The 19,541-nt window shown below is 72.6% G+C and carries 20 protein-coding genes; 4 read left to right on the forward strand and 16 right to left on the reverse strand.

What is annotated here, in order from left to right:
• Positions 1-82: 82 nt before the first annotated feature.
• The 8 genes from thpR to AAH991_RS14995 form a co-directional block, all read right to left on the reverse strand.
• A complete protein-coding gene (gene thpR / locus AAH991_RS14960) occupies positions 83-652 on the reverse strand; it encodes an RNA 2',3'-cyclic phosphodiesterase (RefSeq protein ID WP_346226402.1) in 570 nt (189 codons plus the stop codon).
• Positions 615-1,868 carry an MFS transporter gene (locus AAH991_RS14965; protein ID WP_346226403.1) on the reverse strand — a complete coding sequence of 418 codons (1,254 nt, stop codon included), beginning with the start codon at positions 1,866-1,868 and terminating at the stop codon, positions 615-617. The genes thpR and AAH991_RS14965 overlap by 38 nt, the downstream gene beginning before the upstream one ends.
• A 5-nt stretch (positions 1,869-1,873) precedes the next feature.
• Positions 1,874-2,317, reverse strand: a complete 444-nt coding sequence (locus AAH991_RS14970) for a MarR family winged helix-turn-helix transcriptional regulator (RefSeq protein ID WP_346226404.1) — start codon at positions 2,315-2,317, stop codon at positions 1,874-1,876.
• Between the two features lie 160 nt (positions 2,318-2,477).
• Positions 2,478-2,906 carry a VOC family protein gene (locus AAH991_RS14975; protein WP_346226405.1) on the reverse strand — a complete coding sequence of 143 codons (429 nt, stop codon included), beginning with the start codon at positions 2,904-2,906 and terminating at the stop codon, positions 2,478-2,480.
• Between the two features lie 10 nt (positions 2,907-2,916).
• Positions 2,917-3,408, reverse strand: a complete 492-nt coding sequence (locus AAH991_RS14980; protein ID WP_346226406.1) for a helix-turn-helix transcriptional regulator — start codon at positions 3,406-3,408, stop codon at positions 2,917-2,919.
• 9 nt (positions 3,409-3,417) lie between these two features.
• Positions 3,418-3,933, reverse strand: coding sequence for a DUF3995 domain-containing protein (locus AAH991_RS14985; protein WP_346226407.1), 516 nt, complete (start codon positions 3,931-3,933; stop codon positions 3,418-3,420).
• Positions 3,920-4,372 carry a hypothetical protein gene (locus AAH991_RS14990; protein WP_346226408.1) on the reverse strand — a complete coding sequence of 151 codons (453 nt, stop codon included), beginning with the start codon at positions 4,370-4,372 and terminating at the stop codon, positions 3,920-3,922. Before AAH991_RS14990 ends, AAH991_RS14985 begins: the two co-directional genes overlap by 14 nt.
• A 153-nt stretch (positions 4,373-4,525) precedes the next feature.
• Positions 4,526-6,031: an NCS2 family permease gene (locus AAH991_RS14995; RefSeq protein WP_346226409.1), complete on the reverse strand. Its 1,506-nt coding sequence runs from the start codon at positions 6,029-6,031 to the stop codon at positions 4,526-4,528.
• Positions 6,032-6,125: 94 nt separating this feature from the next.
• Between AAH991_RS14995 and AAH991_RS15000 the strand changes: the two genes are divergently transcribed.
• A complete protein-coding gene (locus tag AAH991_RS15000; RefSeq protein WP_346226410.1) occupies positions 6,126-6,386 on the forward strand; it encodes a DUF2530 domain-containing protein in 261 nt (86 codons plus the stop codon).
• Positions 6,387-6,401: 15 nt separating this feature from the next.
• Here AAH991_RS15000 and AAH991_RS15005 read toward each other — a convergent pair whose 3' ends face one another.
• Positions 6,402-7,448, reverse strand: coding sequence for a TetR/AcrR family transcriptional regulator C-terminal domain-containing protein (locus AAH991_RS15005; RefSeq protein WP_346226411.1), 1,047 nt, complete (start codon positions 7,446-7,448; stop codon positions 6,402-6,404).
• 155 nt (positions 7,449-7,603) lie between these two features.
• Between AAH991_RS15005 and AAH991_RS15010 the strand changes: the two genes are divergently transcribed.
• Positions 7,604-8,809: an FAD-dependent monooxygenase gene (locus tag AAH991_RS15010; RefSeq protein ID WP_346226412.1), complete on the forward strand. Its 1,206-nt coding sequence runs from the start codon at positions 7,604-7,606 to the stop codon at positions 8,807-8,809.
• A gap of 36 nt (positions 8,810-8,845) precedes the next feature.
• Here the strand turns inward: AAH991_RS15010 and AAH991_RS15015 are convergent, their stop codons facing one another.
• The 4 genes from AAH991_RS15015 to AAH991_RS15030 form a co-directional block, all read right to left on the reverse strand.
• Positions 8,846-9,478: a response regulator transcription factor gene (locus tag AAH991_RS15015; RefSeq protein ID WP_346226413.1), complete on the reverse strand. Its 633-nt coding sequence runs from the start codon at positions 9,476-9,478 to the stop codon at positions 8,846-8,848.
• Positions 9,475-11,535: a sensor histidine kinase gene (locus tag AAH991_RS15020; RefSeq protein WP_346226414.1), complete on the reverse strand. Its 2,061-nt coding sequence runs from the start codon at positions 11,533-11,535 to the stop codon at positions 9,475-9,477. The genes AAH991_RS15015 and AAH991_RS15020 overlap by 4 nt, the downstream gene beginning before the upstream one ends.
• Before the next feature lie 37 nt (positions 11,536-11,572).
• The gene (locus AAH991_RS15025; protein WP_346226415.1) at positions 11,573-12,274 is read right to left on the reverse strand and encodes a DUF6796 family protein; all 702 of its coding nucleotides are present in this window, start codon (positions 12,272-12,274) and stop codon (positions 11,573-11,575) included.
• A 231-nt stretch (positions 12,275-12,505) separates the two neighbouring features.
• Positions 12,506-12,910 (reverse strand): nuclear transport factor 2 family protein, encoded by a 405-nt coding sequence (locus AAH991_RS15030; RefSeq protein WP_346226416.1) that lies wholly within the window; start codon positions 12,908-12,910, stop codon positions 12,506-12,508.
• An 89-nt stretch (positions 12,911-12,999) separates the two neighbouring features.
• Here AAH991_RS15030 and AAH991_RS15035 point away from each other — a divergent pair, with 89 nt between their 5' ends.
• The gene (locus AAH991_RS15035; protein WP_346226417.1) at positions 13,000-13,794 is read left to right on the forward strand and encodes a helix-turn-helix domain-containing protein; all 795 of its coding nucleotides are present in this window, start codon (positions 13,000-13,002) and stop codon (positions 13,792-13,794) included.
• On the opposite strand, the gene AAH991_RS15040 is transcribed toward AAH991_RS15035, so the two are convergent.
• Together AAH991_RS15040 and AAH991_RS15045 are read right to left on the reverse strand one after the other, a co-directional pair.
• Positions 13,791-16,736 (reverse strand): sacsin N-terminal ATP-binding-like domain-containing protein, encoded by a 2,946-nt coding sequence (locus tag AAH991_RS15040; protein WP_346226418.1) that lies wholly within the window; start codon positions 16,734-16,736, stop codon positions 13,791-13,793. The two genes, AAH991_RS15035 and AAH991_RS15040, sit on opposite strands and share 4 nt — an antisense overlap.
• A gap of 2 nt (positions 16,737-16,738) precedes the next feature.
• Positions 16,739-17,536 (reverse strand): DUF3027 domain-containing protein, encoded by a 798-nt coding sequence (locus tag AAH991_RS15045; protein ID WP_346226419.1) that lies wholly within the window; start codon positions 17,534-17,536, stop codon positions 16,739-16,741.
• A gap of 107 nt (positions 17,537-17,643) precedes the next feature.
• Here AAH991_RS15045 and AAH991_RS15050 point away from each other — a divergent pair, with 107 nt between their 5' ends.
• Positions 17,644-18,903, forward strand: coding sequence for an MFS transporter (locus tag AAH991_RS15050; RefSeq protein WP_346226420.1), 1,260 nt, complete (start codon positions 17,644-17,646; stop codon positions 18,901-18,903).
• A gap of 148 nt (positions 18,904-19,051) precedes the next feature.
• Here AAH991_RS15050 and AAH991_RS15055 read toward each other — a convergent pair whose 3' ends face one another.
• Complete coding sequence (locus AAH991_RS15055; RefSeq protein ID WP_142563567.1) at positions 19,052-19,450, reverse strand: cold-shock protein; 399 nt, start codon at positions 19,448-19,450, stop codon at positions 19,052-19,054.
• Positions 19,451-19,541: the final 91 nt, after the last annotated feature.

Raw genomic sequence — 19,541 nt, forward strand, 5'->3', positions numbered from 1 at the left:
TGCGCCGACGATCACGATGAGCACGAGCAGCGCGAGCACCGTGGGCAACAGCCAGCGTCGAGGACGATCCACGTCATGGAGCCTAGTCGCGGACTGCCAGTGGGTACGCCTCGACCTGCTCATAGCGCACACTCGCCCCGATGTGGCTGCGTACGAGGTGCACCGACGACACCTCCCAGCGCCGCCCGCCGAAGGCGCTCAGGGCGCCGACCAGGGGGCGCAGGTCGTCGCCGTGACGTGACCGGGTCCTGGATCGGGCCAGGGTGAGATGGGGATGGAACCGCTTGCGGTCGGTCTCCACCGCCCCGGCCCGCCGGGCTCCGGCCGCCACCGAATCGGCGAGCCGCGTCAGCGCCGGTCCGGCGTCAAGACCGACCCAGAAGACGCGTCCCCGGGAGGCGGAGGGGAAGGCGCCGGCGCCGCCGAACGCCACCGTCTGCGAGGAGTGGCGGGCGGCCGCCCGGGCCAGCCGGACGCGGAGCTCGGGCAGGGCCTCGTCGGGCACCTCGCCGAGGAAGGCCACGGTGACGTGCCACAGCGCGGGATCGACCCAGCGCAGCTGCGACCACTCGGCGCGTACGGGGCCGACCGCCGTGGCGATCTCCGCCAGCGCCTCAGGCGGCGGCAGCAGCGCCACGAACAATCTGCTCACGTGCCGATTCTTCCGTGCGGGCCACGCGTGCCGCGACCATCCGGGTCACCAGCACCGCCAGGAAGACGCCGCACATGCTCAGCACGCCGGCGGCCACGACCGAGACCCGGGGGCCGGCCAGCTCGGCGAGCCAGCCGACCAGCGGCGACCCGATCGGGGCTCCTCCGGTGAAGACCAGCACGTAGATCCCCATGACCCGGCCGCGCATCTCGGGCGAGGCGCCGAGCTGCACGATCGTGTTCGCGGTCGTGTTGACCGTGATCATCGCCATGCCCGCGGGGACGAGCATCAGCAGGAAGGCCGGGTATCCGGGGGCGAGCCCGGCGGCGACCTGGAACAGCCCGAAGCACAGCGCCCCGGCGATCAGGAACCGGCGGCTCGGCTTCACCCGGCGCGCGGCCAGCAGCGCCCCGCCGAACGCCCCGACGGCGAACGCGCTGGACGCGACGCCGAAGGAGGACGCGCCCGCGCCGAACGCCTGCTTGGCCATCAGGGCGATGCTCGTCGAGAAGCTCTGCGCGAAGATCGCCATGAACGCCACGAGCAGCAGCGGCAGCAGCAGGTCGGGTCGGCTGCCGACGTAGCGCAGGCCCTCCCGCAGCTGGCCCTTGCCCCGCGGCACGGGCTCGGGCGAGCGCAGCTCGGACACCCGCATGAGCGCGAGGCCGGTGATCACCGCGGCGAACGACGCGGCGTTCAGCACGAAGATCGGGCCGGTGCCCATCCAGGAGATCAGCAGACCGGCCACGGCCGGCCCGACGACCCGGGCGAGGTTGAAGGTCGAGCTGTTCAGCGCGATGGCGTTCGGCAGGTCCCGCCGGCCCACCATCTCCACGACGAACGACTGCCGCGTGGGCACCTCGACGCACGACACCAGGCCGAGCGTGAACGCCATCGCGTACACGTGCCAGACCTGGGCCGTGCCGGTGATCACCAGCACGCCCATGGTGAGCGCCAGCAGCCCCATGAGCGTCTGGGCCACCATGAGGATGCGACGCTTGGGGTAGCGGTCCGCGATCACTCCGCCGAACATGCCGAAGAGCATCGTCGGCAGGAACTGCAGCGCAACGGTGACGCCGAGCGCCGAGCCGCGGCCGTGCGAGAGGTCGAGGACCAGCCAGTCCTGGGCGGTTCGCTGCATCCAGGTGCCGACGTTGGAGACGACGCCCCCGGCGGCGAACAGGCGGTAGTTGTGGTTCCGCAGCGAACGGAACATGCCGCCTACATCGTCGACAGCTTCTCCAGGATCGGCGCCGCCGCCCGCAGTGCCGCCCTCTCCTCCGGCGTCAGGTCTTTGAGCCGCTGCGCCAGCCAGGCCTCCTTGGTGCGGCGTTCCTCCTTCAGCAGCTCCGCTCCCTGCGGCGTCACGCTGACCGTCACCTGCCGCCGGTCGGTCGGATGCGGACTGCGTGCCAGCAGACCCCGCTCCTCCAGCTTGGCGATCACGCGGGTCATCGAGGGTGGCTGCACCTTCTCGTGCTCCGCGAGCTCGCCGGGGGTCATTGCGGTGTGGCGCTCGACGGCGACGAGTGTCGCGAGCTGTGTGGGCGTCAGTGAGTGGTGCGCGGCCTGCCTGCGCATCCGTCGCGTCAACCGGGCGAGGGACACGCGCAAGGCGGACGCGAGAGCGGCGTCGCTGCGCAAGTTCTGGGCGTTCGTTAGCATAAGTCATTACCTTTGCTAACTATATGGCGCATGTCCGCATTCCTCCAAACCGTCCGGCTCTGCACGGTGATCGCGACACACCGTACCGGCACGTCACCGGGCCTGCGGACGACGAAGGCCCGGCCCCGTGGGGCCCGGGCCTTCCCGACGTGCGCCGGCGTCAGGCGAAGTCCTCCGGCGTGAACTCCCTCGGCTCGACGAGGACGAGCCAGTTGCCCTGGTTGTCGCGGATGACCGCCTCCACACCGTACGGCCGCTCCTCGGGCTCCTGCAGGACCGTGACGCCCTTGGCGGTGAGCTCCGCACAGGTCCTGCGGCAGTCGTCGACCCGCAGGCCGAGGCCGCCCGCCTGCCCCTTCTCAAGCTGACGGCGGTAGAAGCCGGCGGTCTCGGGGTCCTGCGGCGGCCCCGGCTTCATGAGCGTGAGCTCGAGCTCCGGATGGTCGGGGTGGCAGATGGTGACCCAGCGGAAGTCCTCGCCCATACTGATGTCGGTGCGCGGGACGAAGCCGAGCACATCGACGTAGAAGTCCCGCGCCGCGTCCTGGTCGAGGCAGTACACGATCATCAGGGAGACGTTCTTAATCATGCCGAGGACGCTACTGAGACCCCTCTGACCTGGGCTTCTCCAAAATTGCACAATCCGGGGGCCCCTTCCGCGGCGCGGCCGTGCCGGTGAGGTCGAGCACCCCGCGCATGAACAGCCAGCACCCGGGGACGTGCGGCCCGCCGCGCGCCGCCCACCGGTCGCGGTAACCGCTCGGGCTCTCGCCCACGAGCTGACGGAACTTGGCCGAGAACGACCCGAGACTGGTGAACCCCACTGCCATGCACATCTCGGTGACCGTGAGATCGGCCCCGCGCAACAGGTCCTGGGCCCGCTCGATGCGGCGCCGGGTCAGGTATCGCATCGGCGTCTCGCCGTACGCCGCCTCGAAGCAGCGGACGAAGTAGAACTTGGAGATCCCGGCCACCGCCGCGAGCGCGTCGAGATCGAGCTCGCCGCGATAGTCGCGGTCGATGCGGTCGCGCGCCAGCCGGAGCCGGGGCAACAGCTCCACCGGCACCCGTCGCTGTCCCCTCACGGCCACGTCACGACACTAGCGCTCGGCCCCGACAGATCGTCTCGGCCGCCACACGGCCGCCGTCCAGCACGCGCCCCAGAGCAGGAAGAACGGCGACCACAGCAGCAGGTCCCACCGCGCCAGGTCGTGAGCGAGCGCGGCGTGCTCGGCGGGCACCGAGGAGACCCCGGCCAGCACCAGCGCGTCGCCGACGAACCCGAACCCCAGCGCTCCGGCCGACCGGGCGATCATGAAGATTCCCAGTGTCCAGGCGATCGCCGGCAGCAGCCGGCGCGGAAATGCCGCTTTTCGGGGACGGACGGTGGCCAGCGCCACGACGACACCGACAGCCGCGGCGCCGGCGAGCACCCAATGACTCGTCACGAACAGGGGATCGCGCGCGAGCAGCCGCTCCCGCAGCCCCGGCGGCAGGGGATCCTTGTCGGCCAGTGCCCCGGCTCCCAGCGCCTGAGCGAGCTTCATCGATCCGTAGGCCGCGCAGCAGGCCGCCGCGCCGTAGCCGCCCACCCGCTTCCAGTCAGCCCGCGACACGTGTCGTCGCTTTCGCGTAAGACCGGAACATCTCAGCGAACAGCCCGATCACGACGATGCCGAGCACACCGTGATACCACTTCCAGCCCACACCCATGCCGACGAACCCGTCCAGGATCATGATGCCCGCGCCGCCTCCGACAGCCGCCAGCATCACGGTCAGCACGAGCAGCATCAGCGTCCTCGGTGCCGTGCGCCCGAGCGGCGTGACCGTGGCGAGGGCGACACACGCGCCCACAATTCCGGAGGCGGTCGCGAGCCACTGCGCGGTGGCCGCATCCATGAGGTACCCCTGCGTCTCGGCGGCCGACACGGGTGGGCCGCCCGGGAAGCCCAGCCGGCCCTGCAGGGCGAAGGCGGCCTTCCCCGCGGAGTAGCCGAGGAACAGCACGGCCAGCGCGTACGCCGGCCAACGTCGTGGGTAAGCGGAATCGAGCATGACTCGACCGTAGACACGACGCGCCCGGCAGCACTCCCGTGTGCGGGGGAAGCGCATCCCCCCTGTGGGGGAGCGGCTCGCGGAGGCCACCCGGCCGACGCGCGGAAGGCCGCCGGGGCGAAGGCCCCGGCGGCCCGTTACAGGGTGCGACGCTCAGGACAGGCCGAGCAGGGTCTTGATGGGTTCGAGGGCGAAGTACACGACGAACAGCGCGCCCACCAGCCACATCAGGAAGTGCAGCTCGCGCGCCTTGCCGCGGAACACCTTGATGGCGATGTAGCTCACGAAGCCCGCGCCGATGCCGGCGGTGATCGAGTACGTGAACGGCATGAGCACGATGGTCAGGAACGCGGGGATCGCGGTCTCGAAGTCACTGAAGTCGATCTCCTTGACCTGCGTCATCATCAGGAAACCGACCACCACCAGGGCCGGGGTCGCCGCCTCGAACGGCACGATCTCCGTCAGCGGGGCGAAGAACATGGCCAGCAGGAACAGCACACCGGTGACGATGCTCGCCAGGCCGGTGCGCGCGCCCTCGCCGACGCCGGCTGCCGACTCGATGTAGGTGGTGTTGGACGAGACACCGGCCGCGCCGCCGGCCGCCGCCGCGAGCGAGTCGACCAGCAGGATCTCCTTGGTGCGCTCGACGGTCCCGTCCTCCTTGACGAGGTTCGCCTGGCGGCCCACACCGACGATGGTGCCCATCGTGTCGAAGAAGTCGGCGAGCATGAGCGTGAAGACGAACATCACGGCCGCCAGACCGCCGATCTTGGCGAAGCTGCCGAACAGGCTGAACTGGCCGAGCAGCGACAGGTCGGGCAGCTCGATGAAGTTCTTCGGCCACGCGGGCACGTTGAGGGACCACCCGTTGGGGTTGCTGCCGTCGGGGGTCTGCGGTCCGATCTTGCCGACGGCCTCGACGATCATGGCGAGCACCGTGGTGCCGACGATGCCGATCAGGATGGCGCCCTTGACCCTGCGGGCCACGAGGAAGGCCGTCACGAGCAGGCCGACGACGAAGACGAGCGTGGGCCACCCGGTCAGCGAGCCGTTGCCGAGCGCGCCGAGCTTCACCGGAACCGTGGTGTTGCTCGCGTCCGGCATGCGCCGGACGAACCCGGCGTCGACGAACCCGATCAGCGCGATGAACAGGCCGATGCCGACGCTGATCGCTGTCTTGAGCTGTGCCGGGATCGCGTGGAAAACCGCCACCCGGAAGCCCGTCACCACGAGGATCGCGATGACGATGCCCTCCAGCACCACCAGGCCCATCGCGTCCTCCCACGACATCTGGCTGGCGATGCCGAAGGCGAGGAAGGCGTTCAGGCCGAGACCGGTCGCCAGGGCGAACGGCACCCGGCCGAAGACGCCCATGATGATCGTGAGGATGCCCGCGGCGAACGCGGTGGCCGCGGCGACCAGCGCGATGTTGGGGTTCTCCCCGTCGCCGAGGAACTGGCCCGTCTTGTCCGCCACGGTGCCGATGATCAGGGGGTTGAGCACCACGATGTAGGCCATCGTGAAGAAAGTGGCGAAGCCGCCGCGGACCTCCTGTCCGACGGTGGATCCGCGAGCTGAGATGGAGAAGTATCGATCGAGAAAATTAGGGGTGTTCATGGGGTTCGCATTCACGCGCGCAGAGTCGCAGGCCCTTACCATCCGCGGAAAGAGCCAGGGGAGCAGCGTTGTCCTTTCGTGACTGGTTTGTCATGAAGATACCGGCTCACCTGCGCGACCTTCTAAGCTGGCTGGCGTGAGCGAGCGCCACCCCGACCCCATGCCTCTCAGGACGAGGGACACCGTCACGATCCTGACCGGAACGGTGCTGTGGGCGATCGCCCTGGCCGTCGTGCTGCTGGTGGTCAGACCGCCCGATCCGCGCCCCGCCTGGGTCTGCGTCGTCGGCATCGGCCTCGGCCTGTTCGGGCTCTGGTACGTCCGCCGCCGCGACGCCCGGATGCGTGAGGCCGCCCCCGCCGACGAGGTCGCCGGATCGGAGCCCCGCCGCCCCTGACCGCGGTCCCTTCGCTCAGCGTGTCCCGGTGAAGAGCATCGCGATGCCGTCGAGAAGCCGCTGCAGACCGAACTCGAACAGGGCGTCCATGTCGAAGTCGTATCCGCCGGCCGCGCCGAGCCGCTCGAACAACGGCAGCCCACCGCCCGCCGTGATCGCCTCGAACGCCGGTTGGTGCGCGTCCATCCACTCGTCGGCGTTCAGCCCGGTGAGCGCCTCGGCCTCCGCCTCGAACTCCAGGTTGATCGCGGTGCCGCGGATGTGGTTGAACACGGTGATGTAGGCCGTGAACATCGTCACCGGGTCGAGGCCGTGATCGTCGAGAGCGCCGAGCACCCATTCCATGAACGGGAACGCGTTGGGGATGAGCTGCGGCCGTGTCACCGACATCGCCGGTGCGAGCCACGGATGCCGCCGGAACGTCGCCCACAGCATCCGGGAGGCCAGCTCGATCCTGCCGCGCCAGTGCCGGGGCGGCTCTTCGGGCAACCGCATCCGCCCGAAGATCGTGTCCATCATCTGGAGCAGCAGGGTGTCCTTGTCCGCGACGTGCCGGTACAACGACATGGTCGCCACCCCGAGCTCGGCCGCCACGCGGCGCATCGAGACCGCCGCGAGCCCTTCGGCGTCGGCGACCGCGATCGCCGTCGTAATGATCCGCTCGGGCGTGAGCACTCCGTCCGGGATGGACCGCCGCGCCCCCCGGGCGGGCGCCTCCGCCGGGGCCGCCGAGCCGTGGCCGCCCACGGGCGGCGGCACCGGACGGTCACCTGTGCCGGCGACCGGGCCGGCACCCGGGCCGACGACCGTGCCGACGACCGTGCCGACGACCGTGCCGACGACCGTGCCGACGACCGTGCCGACGCCAGGGACGGCGCGGACGAGCCCCTCGCGGCGCAGCTCGGTGAGGACCTTCGTCGCGGTGGCCATCGCGACGCCCCACTCCCGGACGATCTCCCGGGTCGACGGCACGCGCTCGCCCGGCCTGAGCTCGCCCGCCTCGATCCGCCTGCGTATCTCGGCGGCGATCTCCTGGTAACGCCCTGCGCCCGGACCTGCCACCACACCTCCCCGCACTAGTGCACCACTGTAGCCGCGCACGCTGCGGCGACACCGCGCACCGCCCGCCCGCAGCCCATTAGCGCACTAGTGCTCCGCGCCTATTTGTGCAGTACACAGGCTTGTGAACCATCAGCGTACGCCGTACAGTGCGCACTATGCCGAACAAGGAAATCCTCATATCCGGCGGCGGAATCGCCGGGCCCGTGCTGGCCTACTGGCTGGGCAGGGCCGGCTTCGCCGTCACGATCGTCGAACGCGCGCCCGCTCCCCGCCCGGGTGGTCAGACCGTGGACCTGCGCGGCGCGGGCCGCACGGTGGTCGCCCGGATGGGCCTGCTGGACCAGGCGCGGGCGATCGCCGTCGACCAGCGTGGCGTCGCCGTCGTCGACAAGAAGGGCCGCATCACGGCCCGCCTCCCTGCCGACAGCTTCGGCGGCGAGGGCATCGTCTCCGAGATCGAAATCCTGCGGGGTGACCTCGCCCGTCTCTTCTACGAGGCGTCGCTTCCGCACACGCAGTACGTGTTCGACGACACCGTGACCGGGCTGGAGCAGGACGACGACGGGGTGAGCGTCACCTTCGAGAAGTCCGCTCCGCGCCGGTTCGCACTGGTCGTCGGCGCGGACGGACTGCATTCGGCCGTACGCGCGCTGGCCTTCGGCCCGCAGGCGGCCCACATCCATCCACTGGGGCTCTACATCTCGTGGTTCACGGCCCACGACGAGCTGGACCTCGACGGCTGGTACCAGATGTACAACGCCCCGGGCGGCCTCACCGCCTCGGCGCGGCCCGGGCGCCTGCCCGGCGAGATCAAGGTCAGCTTCGCCTTCCGCTCCGGGCCGCTCGCCTACGACCGCCGGGACGTCGCCGCGCAGAAGGCGATCATCGCCGACCGTTTCGCGGGCGCCGGGTGGGAGACGCCGCGGCTGCTGTCCGCGATGGCCGGCGCGTCCGACTTCTTCCTCGAATCCGTGGGGCAGGTCCGTCTCGACCGATGGTCGCGCGGCCGGGTGGTGCTCCTCGGCGACGCCGGTTACTGCCCGACGCCGCTGACCGGTCTGGGCACCAGCCTCGCCCTGGTCGGCGCGTACGTCCTGGCCGGCGAGCTCGCCGCCACGGGCGACCACCGCGTCGTGCTGCGCAACTACGACAGGATCATGCGCCCCTACGTCGGCGAGGCGCAGAAGCTGCCGCCCGGGGGCGTGAACGGCTTCGCGCCGTCCACCGCGCTCGCGATCCGGATGCGGACCGCCTCCATGCGTGCCATGACGCGCTGGCCGATGCGGAACCTGATCGCCTCACAGTTCGCGAAGGCTTCGAGCATCGACCTGCCCGACTACGACCTGCCGGCCCTGCGCTGAGGCCCTGGGGCGCGCTCCTGACGACCATGACGGGCCTCAGGCGAGCCCGCCCTCCCTGGCCTTCACGATGGCCTCGGCCCGGGTCGCGACCCCGAGCTTGGCGAAGATACCGCTCACGCGGTTGCGCACGGTCTTCTCCGACAGATGCAGCCGCTGGGCGACGGCCTGGTTGCCGAGCCCGGCGGCGACCAGCCGCAGCACCTGGCGTTCGCCGTCGGACAGCTCGGGGAACGGCTGGGCGGCCAGAGCGGCGCCGGCGCTGAAGAAGGCTCTCAGCCTGCGGGCGACGTGCGGGCCGTAGACCGCCTCCCCCGCCGCCACCGCCGCCACGGCACGGCCGATCTCGGCACCGCCCGCCCCCTTCAGGAGGTAGCCGAGGGCGCCCGCCCGGATCGCCGCGAAGACCGCCTCGTCGTCGGCCACCATGGTCAGCATGAGGACGTGGGCGTCGGGCCACGCGTCGAGGATGCGGCGGGTGGCGGTGACACCGTCCGTCCCGGGCATCTGGATGTCCATGAGGACGACGTCCGGCCGGTGGTCGAGTGCCGCCCGCACGCCCGCCTCGCCGTCGGCGGCCTCCGCGACCACCGCCACGTCGAGTTCTTCGAGCAGCACCGCCAGTCCCCTGCGGAACACGGGGTGATCGTCCACCAGCACGGCCGTCGTCATCGGGTGGCTCCAAGGTGAAGGGGGAGGACGGCGGTGACGGTCGTGCCGACCCCGGGAACGCTGTGCAGCCGCAGGGTTCCGCCGAGTTCCCCCGCGCGCTCCCGCATGCTGCTCGTGCCGACGCCCGCAGGACTGTCCTCGGGCGTGAAGCCGCGACCGTCGTCGGTCACGGAGACGACGAGGTCGTCGCCGCTCTCCCGGAGTCGTACGCCGACCCGGCGGGCGGCGCCGTGGCGCAGGGCGTTGCTGACCGCCTCCTGGACGATCCGGTACGCCGCGACCTCCACCGCTGCGGGCAGGGCCCCGGGGTCGGACAGCTCAGCCTCGACGGTGACGGCCGGCGCGTCGCCGGCCGTCGCGGCCCCCTGCCCGAGGCCGGCGACGAGGCCCGAGGAGGTGAGGGCGCCCACCAGGCCCAGCTCGTCGAGCGCCGGGGGCCGCAACCCGCGGACGAGCCTGCGTACGTCGGCGATCGCCTCGGCCGTCTGGTCGGCGGCCACCCGCAACAGCCGCGCGGTCCTGCCGCTGTCGCCGCGGCCGTTCGCCGAATCCGCGGTGTCGATGGTCATCGCGATCGCCGCCAGCTGCGGCCCCAGGCCGTCGTGCAGGTCCCGGCGCAGCCGGCGGCGCTCCTCCTCGCGGGTGGCCACCAGCTGGTCGCGGCCCCGTTCGAGGTGGTGGGTCAGCCGGACCGCCTGCGCGGTGGCGGCCAGCGGGCCGGTGAGCGCGGCGAGCACGGCGTGGTCGTGCGGGTCCAGGGCCGGGGAGCCCGCCCGGGGCATCGCGCGCAGCGTGCCGACGACCTCGCCGTGCAGGTGGAGGGGGAAGGACGCCGCCGGCCGCGGATCGACCCGTCCGGCGGTGGTCTCGACGTCCGGCCCGTCGGGCATGTGCACGGTCACCGCGGCGCCACGCAACCGGAGCCCCCGGGCGACGGCGGCCGCCGCTTCGCGCAGCGCCTGCCGTGGCGAACCCGCCCCGCGGACGGCATCGTCCAGGCGCAGCAGCAGGGCGTGCGGGTCGGCCCGGTCGCCGTACAACAGCCGGTCGACGGCGCGCTGGACCCGGACCCGGGCCGGGTGGAAGAGCAGGGCGATCGTGAACGCGGCGGCGAACGACGCCGTCCGGCTCGTCTCGCCCAGCACGGCACCGGCCCAGCCGACGACTGCGGCGTACGCGAGGGCGGTCCCCGCGAGCAGGACGGCGGCCACCAGGGTCCGGTTGACCAGCACGTCGATGTCGTAAAGCCGGTAGCGCAGCGCCGCGACGACAACGCAGGCGGGGATCAGCAGGACGGCGAACGCCCGCACCCACCAGGGCGCGAGGGCGGCCCCCGCGAGCAGAACGGCCGCGACGGTGGCCGCGACGCCGTACCCGATCCAGGCCACCTGACGCCGCTCCGCCCCGTCGGCCCGCCGGAACCGCACGACCAGGGAGACCAGGCCGAGCGCTGTGAAGGCCGCGCAGCCGCCGGCCAGGCACAGCCCCACGGGCGCGGCGACGGGCGCGAGGGCGTCGGTCCCGAGGGGGTTGTCCGGCACGACGGCGAAACCGAGGTCGCGGGGCGTCACCGCGGCCACGCAGGCCGCCGCCGCGACCAGCGCGGCGGCGGGCCCGGGCAGCCGCGACCACCATCCGGGCAGCGGCCGGCCCTCCGGCAACACCAGCGGCAGCAGCACGGCGGCCAGGCCGAGCGACGGAACCCAGCACCAGGTGGTCAACCAGGCCGTGGTGACGACCAGGGGGCCGGGATCGCGACCGGTGGCGTCGCTCCAGGCGGTGAAGGACAGGGACAGGACGTACGTTCCGGCGAACGCGCTGGTCCCGACCAGCAGCAGGCCGATCCGCCCGGCTCGCGGATGCGGGAGCAGCCAGGCTCCGGCGAGGGCGTAGGCGGGCGTCAGAACCGCCTCCGGAGTGCGCAGCAGGCGTTCGACGGAGCCGACGCCGGTCAGGAGCGGCAGTGCGACCGCGCCGACCGCCGCGGCCACCGCCACGGCCGCGACCAGCCGGGCTGCGATGACCTTTGCCCGGTCTGTCCGGAGATCGTCCTGCATAGCGCGGTCAGTATAGAGGCGCACTGATGGTCCGCATTCAGCCGATCGCAGGAGTTTTCCCGGCGGTGAGGATCGCGCGGGCGGCGCCGAGGCAGGCGGCGACGAACAGCCAGTGCGCGTCCACAGGACCGCCGTTGCCGAGGCCGAAGTCCACGACCAGGAACGCCAGCAGGGTGAGCGGGATCCACCGGGGCAGCGCCCCGGTCCGGAGCAGACCGGCGACCAGCACCAGCATGCCGAGCGCGCAGCCGGCGAGGAACGGCGCCGTGAAGAGCACCCCGAGCAGCGCGTCCTTCTCGACCATGTCGAGCAGGGCTCCCGCCTGTGCCGGATCGGCGCTCCGGCTGAGCGGCACCTGCGCCAAGGCGAGCACGTGCATGCCGAAGAAGCCGAACATGCCGGTGAGCAGCAGTGCGGCGGCGGCCCGGCCAGTGCGCGGCGCACGCCGTCCCACCAGACGGGACAGGGTCAGGAACCCGGCGCACATCAGCGGGACCGCGAGGGTGCCCAGAGTGACGAGCACGGGATACCTCGCGCCGGTGTCCGCGATCATCTGGAGCTTCGCGGCGGCCGCCTCGGGCTTGGGGGGCAGCAAATACCGCATCCCGATGGACTCGGCGCCGTTGAGCAGCGCGCCCCCGACGAGGGCGGCGGCCGTGAGCCGGCGGGCTTTCACGGCCGTCCCGCTCGCGGGCTCGCGGGTCACGGGCGTGGTGGGGTTCGTGAGAGTGTCGGTCATCGAAGTCTCTTCCGTCGGACCGGCGCGGGCGCGCCGGATGTCCGGAAGAGCATGCGATGCCGGTTGTCCCTTCGGGCAGGGTCCGGGGTCCCCTCCCGGAAGGGAAACACGCCGGAACACGTGCCGGAAACACGTGCCGGAACGCCGCGCCGGAACACGTGCCGGGACGTCAGGCCCCCCACCGGTGCCCCGGACGCTCACGACCGCGGCTCTCACCGGCTCGCGACCCGGTCAGCGATCGGCGGTCTCCCACCATGTCAGGTGTCCGGTCGCCTCGGCCACCGGCTCGATGATCTCCCATGCCTCGGCGATCAGCCCGTCGGCGAGGCGCCAGATGTCGACGACGGCGATCTCCGGCCCGGCACCCGGCAGCCTGCGCCGCGAGTGCAGCACAACGTGATCGCCGTCGGCCAGCACGTGCCGGATCTCCACCCGCATGCCGGTGAGCGGCACGAGCGCGGTGCGGACGGCGGCGAGCCATTCCGCCTTGGTCCTCGATGTCGCGTCCGGCCGGTGGTGGACGAAGTCGTCGCTCAGCGACCGCGCGAGCGCGTCGACGTCACCCGTCGCGACCAGCGCCGCCAGCGCCTGTCGCACGATGCTCTTGTTGTCCGTGGTCATGTCCTTGGCAGGCATGGACCGCAGTGTTTCCGCCGTCGACGTGGTTTGTCGATGAAATGGCATTTCATCGGCGTACGGCTCGCCCGGGAGTAGCATCGGCGGCCATGCACACGGTCGGGGAACTGCTGCGGCAGTGGCGTCACCGTCGGCGGATCAGCCAGCTTGATCTCGCGATCGCCGCCGGCGTCTCGGCTCGTCACATCAGCCTGGTGGAAACCGGCAAGTCCAACCCGAGTGCCGACATGATCGTGCGGCTCGCCGAACAGCTCGACGTGCCCCTGCGCGAGCGCAACCGGTTGTTGCTCGCCGCCGGCTTCGCACCCCGCTACACCGAACGGCCGCTCGACGGGGACGTGCTGTCCGCGGCCCGGGGTGCGATCGGCAGGGTCCTGCGCGCGCACGAGCCGTATCCCGCGCTGGTCGTCGATCGCCGGTGGAACATCGTGATGACCAACAGCGCCCTCGGCCCGTTCCTCGCGCACGTCGCGCCCGATCTGCTGCGCCCGCCGATCAACATGGTGCGGCTCGGACTGGACCCGCGCGGGCTCGCTCCGCACATCGTGAACCTGGCCGAGGTGCGTGCGCTGCTGCGTACCCGCATCCGGCGTCAGCTCGCCGTCGCTCCCGGCGACGAGCTGGCCGCGCTCTACGAGGAGCTGCTGACACCCGGCGCGGGCCCCGGCTGTGCGGACGCCGACCACCCGATCGAGTCCGAGGTCGCGGTCCCGATGATCTTCCGCTTCGGCGCACGCGAACTACGGCTGTTCTCGACCACCACGACGTTCGGCACTCCGACGGACATCACGCTGGACGAGGTCGCGATCGAGTCGTACTATCCGGCGGACGCGGAGACCGCGGCGTACTTCACCGCGTCCGGCCGGGTCTCCCGCGACGCCTAGATCGAGGCCGTGGGGTCGAGGTCGGCCTCGGCGAGCAGCAGGGGAACCCGGGCCGGGTCGCGCAGCAGCGCCGCCACGGCCAGGCGGTCGCCCCACTGGCCGGACGCCCAGGCGAGGCCCCTGGCCAGGCCGTCGACGCCGGTGGCGTGCACCACGCCCTCGAAGAACCGCCACGGCACCGGCCTGCCGTCCACGAGCAGCTCGTCGTGCTCGACGTACGTCGAGGGCGCCCCGGGCAGCAGCGAGCGCACCTCGGGCGGCACGGGCTTCTCTGCGCCGGTCGAGGTGACCGCCCCGGCGATCTCCTCCCCGGCGAGCGGCAGGTCGAGCACCTCCGACAGCGCCTCGGCGAGATCGAACGGCGCGAGCACGAGCGGCCGGTCCTCGACCAGAGGGAGCAGGTCGGGCGCCTCCACCACGACCGGGCCGTCCTCGACGTCCGCGACCGTGACCGTGCCCTTCAGCACTGCGCGTACGGCCTCGGGCGGGCTCACCCGGGCGGGATCGACCGCCGCCAGCGCGATCCACAGGGACCGCAACTGGGCCCGGTCGACCTCCAGGGACGAGTCGCCCAGCAGGTCGAGCAGCTCCTCCGGGCCGCCGTGCGAGTCGAGCAGTTCGGCGAGGGTGGACCGGACGCCGATCATCTTCAGCGCGTCCGCGTCGATCCCCGCCGGCGCCTCGCCGTACAGACCGAACAGCAGCGGATCGCCCGCCGGGAGCCGCAGCTCGGTCGGCTTGCGCCCGCCGAGCACCGGGTGCCGCGACAGCCACCAGGCGGTGTACGACGGCACCTCGACGGTCTCCCCCGCCGCGAGCACCCGCATGGGCCGCAGGGCGGCGCGCAGCGGGGGCCGCGACAGCAGCGCGAGCGCGTTCGGCCAGTCCGCGACGTACTCCAGGTCGCGCACGGCGGTGAACTCCCGGACCACCGGCGGCACGTCCAGATCCGGCAGCAGGTCGAGCACGGCCTCCAGCCACTCGTCCTCACGGTCGAGGTCGTGGTCGCACTCGGCCGGGTCGAGCAGCACGTCGGAGTCGTTGACCACGGCGAAGCCGTCGAGCACCCCGGCCGCCGCCAGCACGTGCGGCCCGAACCTCTCCACCAGCTCGGGGGCGGCGACGCCGAACGGCACCTCGGGGTCGATCAGACCGGCCAGCGAGCCCTCGGCCAGCAGCAGCTCGCCCGCGGCGTACAGCTCGCCGTCGGCGCCGCGCAGCGCCAGCTCGGCCAGCCACGGCGCCTCCCCCGCGGTCAGGCCCGCCGCGTCGACCAGCGCCAGGACGGCCTGGGCCACCGGCTCGGGGTCGGCGTTGTTCAGCGACTCGGACACGGCCGCGTGGGTGAGCGGGTCCTCCAGCACCGTACGCGGGGTCGCCTCGGCCGCGCCCAGCCGCAGCAGCAGCGGGTGGGCGGCGTCGGGGTGGACGATCCGCAGCCCGAGCGGCGCCAGCAGGGCGGGGTCCACAGAGCTTTCCGCGGTGAGCACGAGCGTGCCGCGCGGGCCGCGCACCAGGCGGCCGTCGGCCAGCGGCACGGCGATCGCGCCGACCGCCTCCAGGTCGTCGGCGGGCAGCACCTCGTAGACCGACCGCCACCAGGACGGGTCCTTGTCCTCCACGGCCTCGCCGGACAGCATGTCCACGACGTCGGCCAGGTCGACCCGGCGCACGCCGAGCGTGGTCAGGGCCGGGTGCCGGGAGGCCCAGCCCGCGGGCAGCAGCCCGGGGACGATGCCGGCGATCAGCGCCAGGAACTCGGCCGACCCCTCGACCGCCCGCGCCTGGTCGCCCGGCACGATTCCGTCGGAGATCGACGGCAGCAGCGGCGTGTCCGGCAGCGCCTTGACGATCTCCCGCCGGATCGCGGCGTCGAGCGCGCCCTTGCCCATCAGGCCGGGCACGAGGTCGAGCAGGTCCGGAGTCGCCGGAAGCTCCCGCAGCAGCCGGACGTACGCCTCGGCGGCCCGGGCGACGAGGAAGTCGGTGAGCGGCCCGGGGGCGACGTGCCGCCGGTCCGTGGTCATCGGGAAGGACGCGATCAGCAGCGCGGGCAGGTCGAGCGGCTCGTCGCTCGGCGTCGGCGCGTGCACCACCCCCGGCATCACACCATCCGGGACGTCGCTCCGGCGGCCGGCGGGGACGGCCCAGCGGACCTCCCAGTAGGGCCGGGCCCGCTCCTCGGTCGGGCGGTCGGCGAACAGCTCGGCCACCTGCTCGGGGGTGAACGTGCCGGACTCGGCGACGACGTGCCAGCCGTCGGCCGAGATCGTGCGGGTCCGCCCGTCCAGCTCGATCTCGACGGTCTCCAGCGCCGGCATCGACAGCGGCAGCGCGGGCCCCGCCTCCTCCAGCATGCGCCGTACGGCCTGCTCGGCGGCCTGGTCGCGCAGCGGGAGCCGGACGACCGTGTCGTAGCCCTCGGGGACGTCGAGGGAGTCGTCGGAGAACGGCAGCCGCAGCAGCGGCACGTGCCCCTCGCGGCCCTCCAGCTCGGCGGCGAGCTCCGGCCGGGCGGCGACCAGCGCGGCGGTCTCCTCACGCGACCAGCGGACGCCGCCGGTGGCGCGGGAGGCGATCGAGGGCGCGTCGCTCACCGACACGACGGCGGCGAAGCCGACGCCGAAGCGTCCGGCCGCGCCCGCCTCGTCCTTCTTGCCGGAGACGCGCAGGGTGCTCAGGCCCTCCACACCGGTCTCGTCGAGCGGGGCGCCGACGTTGGCCGCCAGCAGCACGCCGTCGGCGAGCGTCAGCCGCAGCCGGCCCGGCACGCCGGCCCGCAGCGCCGCGTCGGCGGCGTTCTGGGCGAGCTCCACGACCAGCCGGTCGCGGTAACCGCCGAGGGCGAAGTCCTCCTCGGCGTTGGCGTCCTCGCGGAAGCGGGCGGGCGAGGCCGTCCAGGCCGCGAGAACGGTGTCACGCAGGCGCGCGGTGTCGAACATGATCAGGCGTGACCCAGGGGTTCGGAGTCGGCCTCGTCGACGGAGCCCGACTCGATGATGTCGTATCCCATGTCGTCCAGGATCGGGGGCGCCGGGTCCATGACCATCGAGGGCACGGTGGTCGCCTCGGAGTGCGCCCCGCAGCCGTGGTCGGCGGACACCACGCGGCCGTCGTCCGGCGCGTACTCGTTGGCGCAGACCCCGAAGCCGAGACCCAGCGCTCCGGCGAGCGGCCAGTAGAAACCGCAGGTGGAGCACTGCGCCGGGGCGGCGTGCGCGATCGGGGTGTGCGGACCGGCCTCACCGGCCCGCCAGCGCCGGGCGGCGAGGTCCCGGCCGATCGCCGACAGGACGCGGGCCCGCCCCAGGCCCAGCTCGAAGACCATCTGCTTGTCGATGTCCTCGTCGTCGGAGGCGAACCCGGGCACGAGCCGGTCGTCGTCGGCCTCGACCGGCAGCAGGTCGCCGACGCCGAGGTCCCCCGGGCGCAGCCGCTCGTTCCACGGCACCCAGCGGGGAGCGAGCAGCGCGCCCGAGCCGGGCAGCAGCACGGTCTCGCTCACGGTCACGACGCGGGCGCGGGAGGCCCGGGTGACGGTGACCGCCCAGCGCCAGCCGCGGTAGGCGCGGTCGAGGCACTCGAAGTAGTGGGTGACGAGCCGGTCGCCCTCGCTGTCGAAGCCCAGGTGCTCTCCCACCTCTCCCGGACGCGCGATGTCCTCCGCGGCCCGGCGGGCGAGGTCGACCGCCGCGGCACAGGCCTGGTCGACTGGAGTGCTACGGATTCGGGTACGACTCACACTCCATTTTCACCCACGCCGCGAGCGGACCGCACCGGCTGGATGGGTAAATCATGGAAGGACCCTCGGTGCCTATGGTGAAGATTTGGGCGAAGGTCACGCGTGTCGTGAGGGCGCCGGCGCGTGCGGCGCGCCGGCTCACGCACGCCCAGGGAGCCGGCCGGACCGGCCTCGGCCGCCTGATCGAGCTGACGGCCGCGCACTCGGCCGGGGACGCGCTGGTCACGGTGGCCCTCGCCGGGGCGCTGCTGTTCGGGCTGCCGGTCGGCCAGGCCCGCGGCCAGGTCGCGGCGTACCTGCTGATCACCATGCTGCCGTTCGCGGTCGTGGCGCCCTTCGTCGGGCCGGTGCTCGACCGGCTCCGCTCGGGCCGCCGCTACATCATGGCCGGCACCCTGCTCGCGCGGGGGCTGCTGTGCTGGGGGATGGCCGGGGCCGTCCACGCCTCCGACGCCGTCACGCTGTTCCCTTCGGCGCTCGCCGTGCTGGTCCTGTCGAAGGCGTACAACGTGTCCCGTGCGGCGATCATGCCGAGCGTGCTGCCCGCCGACATTCCGCTGGTGACCGCCAACGCCAGGGTCGCGTTGTTCGCGCTTGTCTCGGCCGGCGTGGGCGCGGGTTTGGCGACCGGCCTGTCCGCCGTCGCCGGGCCCGACTGGGTGCTGCGCGGCGCCGTGCCGCTGTTCCTGCTGGCCGGGGTGTTCGCCGTACGGCTGCCGCGCCACGTGGACGCGCCCGACCTGGAGGAGGACGAGCCGCGCCCCCGATGGCGCACCGTGCTCAATCTGGGCCCGGTGGTGGGCGAGGCCATGGGCGCCAACGCCGCGATCCGGGTGCAGTCGGGATTCCTCGTGTTCTTCCTGCTGTTCCTCGTCCAGGACGGCCACCTGCGCGGCGTGGACCCGAAGGTCGCGCTGGCGCTGCTGGCCGCCGCCGCGGGCGCGGGCGGCCTGGCCGGGGCCGCCGCCGGCTCCTGGTCGCGCTCCCGGTCCCCGCACCTGACCGTCATGGCCACGCTCGCGCTGGCCACGGTGGCCACGATCGCGGCGGCGTTCTTCTTCACGGTGTGGACCGCCGCCGTCGTCGCCCTCGTGGGCGCGTTCGCCCAGGGCCTCGGCAAGCTCGCGTTCGACGCCATCGTGCAACGCGAGATCGGCGAGGAGGTGCGCTCCTCGGCGTTCGGCGTCGCCGAGACGCTGCTCCAGATCGCCTGGGTGCTGGGCGGCCTGCTGGGCCTGGTGATGTCGCTGTTCGTGGCCGGTCCGGCCGGGCTCGGCGTGATGTCCGCGGCTCTCGCGCTCTCCTTCGGCCGCCTCGTCATGCTCCGCCGCCGCAGGCTCGCCGCCCGCACCGCCCCGGCGACCTGAACGTGCCGGGATCCCGCCGCTCTCCGCCTTCCATCTCGGCGGGCCGGGCGGCGGGAGCGGGTGCTACGCGCCGAGGCGGCGGGACGGACGCGTTCTACGCGGCGGGACGGACGCGTTCTACGCGCCGAGGCGGCGGGACGGACGCGTTCTAGGCGTCGAGGTCGTCGGCGACGGCCCGGAGCACGGTCGCGATCTTCTTGGCGTGCGCCGCGTCCGGGTGCTTGCCCCGCTGGTAGGAGTTCGAGATGTCGTCGAGCAGCTTGATCAGATCCTCGACGATCACGACCATCTCGTCGGGCTTCTTCCGCTTCGCCTTGCCCTTGACGGTCTTGGCCAGCGTCGGGGGCTGGTCGATCACCCGTACCGAGAGCGCCTGCTGGCCCCGGCGGCTCTCGGCGACACCGAACTCGACCTTCTGCCCGGGCTTGAGCGCCTCGACGCCCTTGGGCAGGGCGGAGGAATGCACGAAGACCTCACCGCCGTCGTCGCGGGTGAGGAAGCCGAAACCCTTGTCGGCGTCGTACCACTTGACCTTGCCACTCGGCACAGGGGTGACCTCGTTCAGACTGTCGTGAAGGTGACTGTAGGTAGGTTATGCCCAGAGACAGGCCCCGTGGACCCACTCGGAGGCCAATGAA

It is taken from the genome of Microbispora sp. ZYX-F-249, from assembly GCF_039649665.1.
Classification (GTDB): domain Bacteria; phylum Actinomycetota; class Actinomycetes; order Streptosporangiales; family Streptosporangiaceae; genus Microbispora; species Microbispora maris.

What these genes read in the sequence shown, in the direction of transcription:
- AAH991_RS14965 (WP_346226403.1), bottom strand. Translation starts at nt 1,868, where the DNA reads ATGTTCCGTTCGCTGCGGAACCACAACTACCGCCTGTTCGCCGCCGGG.
- AAH991_RS14970 (WP_346226404.1), bottom strand. Translation starts at nt 2,317, where the DNA reads ATGCTAACGAACGCCCAGAACTTGCGCAGCGACGCCGCTCTCGCGTCC.
- AAH991_RS14975 (WP_346226405.1), bottom strand. Translation starts at nt 2,906, where the DNA reads ATGATTAAGAACGTCTCCCTGATGATCGTGTACTGCCTCGACCAGGAC.
- AAH991_RS14990 (WP_346226408.1), bottom strand. Translation starts at nt 4,372, where the DNA reads ATGCTCGATTCCGCTTACCCACGACGTTGGCCGGCGTACGCGCTGGCC.
- AAH991_RS14995 (WP_346226409.1), bottom strand. Translation starts at nt 6,031, where the DNA reads ATGGTAAGGGCCTGCGACTCTGCGCGCGTGAATGCGAACCCCATGAAC.
- AAH991_RS15010 (WP_346226412.1), top strand. Translation starts at nt 7,604, where the DNA reads ATGCCGAACAAGGAAATCCTCATATCCGGCGGCGGAATCGCCGGGCCC.
- AAH991_RS15015 (WP_346226413.1), bottom strand. Translation starts at nt 9,478, where the DNA reads ATGACGACGGCCGTGCTGGTGGACGATCACCCCGTGTTCCGCAGGGGA.
- AAH991_RS15020 (WP_346226414.1), bottom strand. Translation starts at nt 11,535, where the DNA reads ATGCAGGACGATCTCCGGACAGACCGGGCAAAGGTCATCGCAGCCCGG.
- AAH991_RS15025 (WP_346226415.1), bottom strand. Translation starts at nt 12,274, where the DNA reads ATGACCGACACTCTCACGAACCCCACCACGCCCGTGACCCGCGAGCCC.
- AAH991_RS15030 (WP_346226416.1), bottom strand. Translation starts at nt 12,910, where the DNA reads ATGCCTGCCAAGGACATGACCACGGACAACAAGAGCATCGTGCGACAG.
- AAH991_RS15035 (WP_346226417.1), top strand. Translation starts at nt 13,000, where the DNA reads ATGCACACGGTCGGGGAACTGCTGCGGCAGTGGCGTCACCGTCGGCGG.
- AAH991_RS15040 (WP_346226418.1), bottom strand. Translation starts at nt 16,736, where the DNA reads ATGTTCGACACCGCGCGCCTGCGTGACACCGTTCTCGCGGCCTGGACG.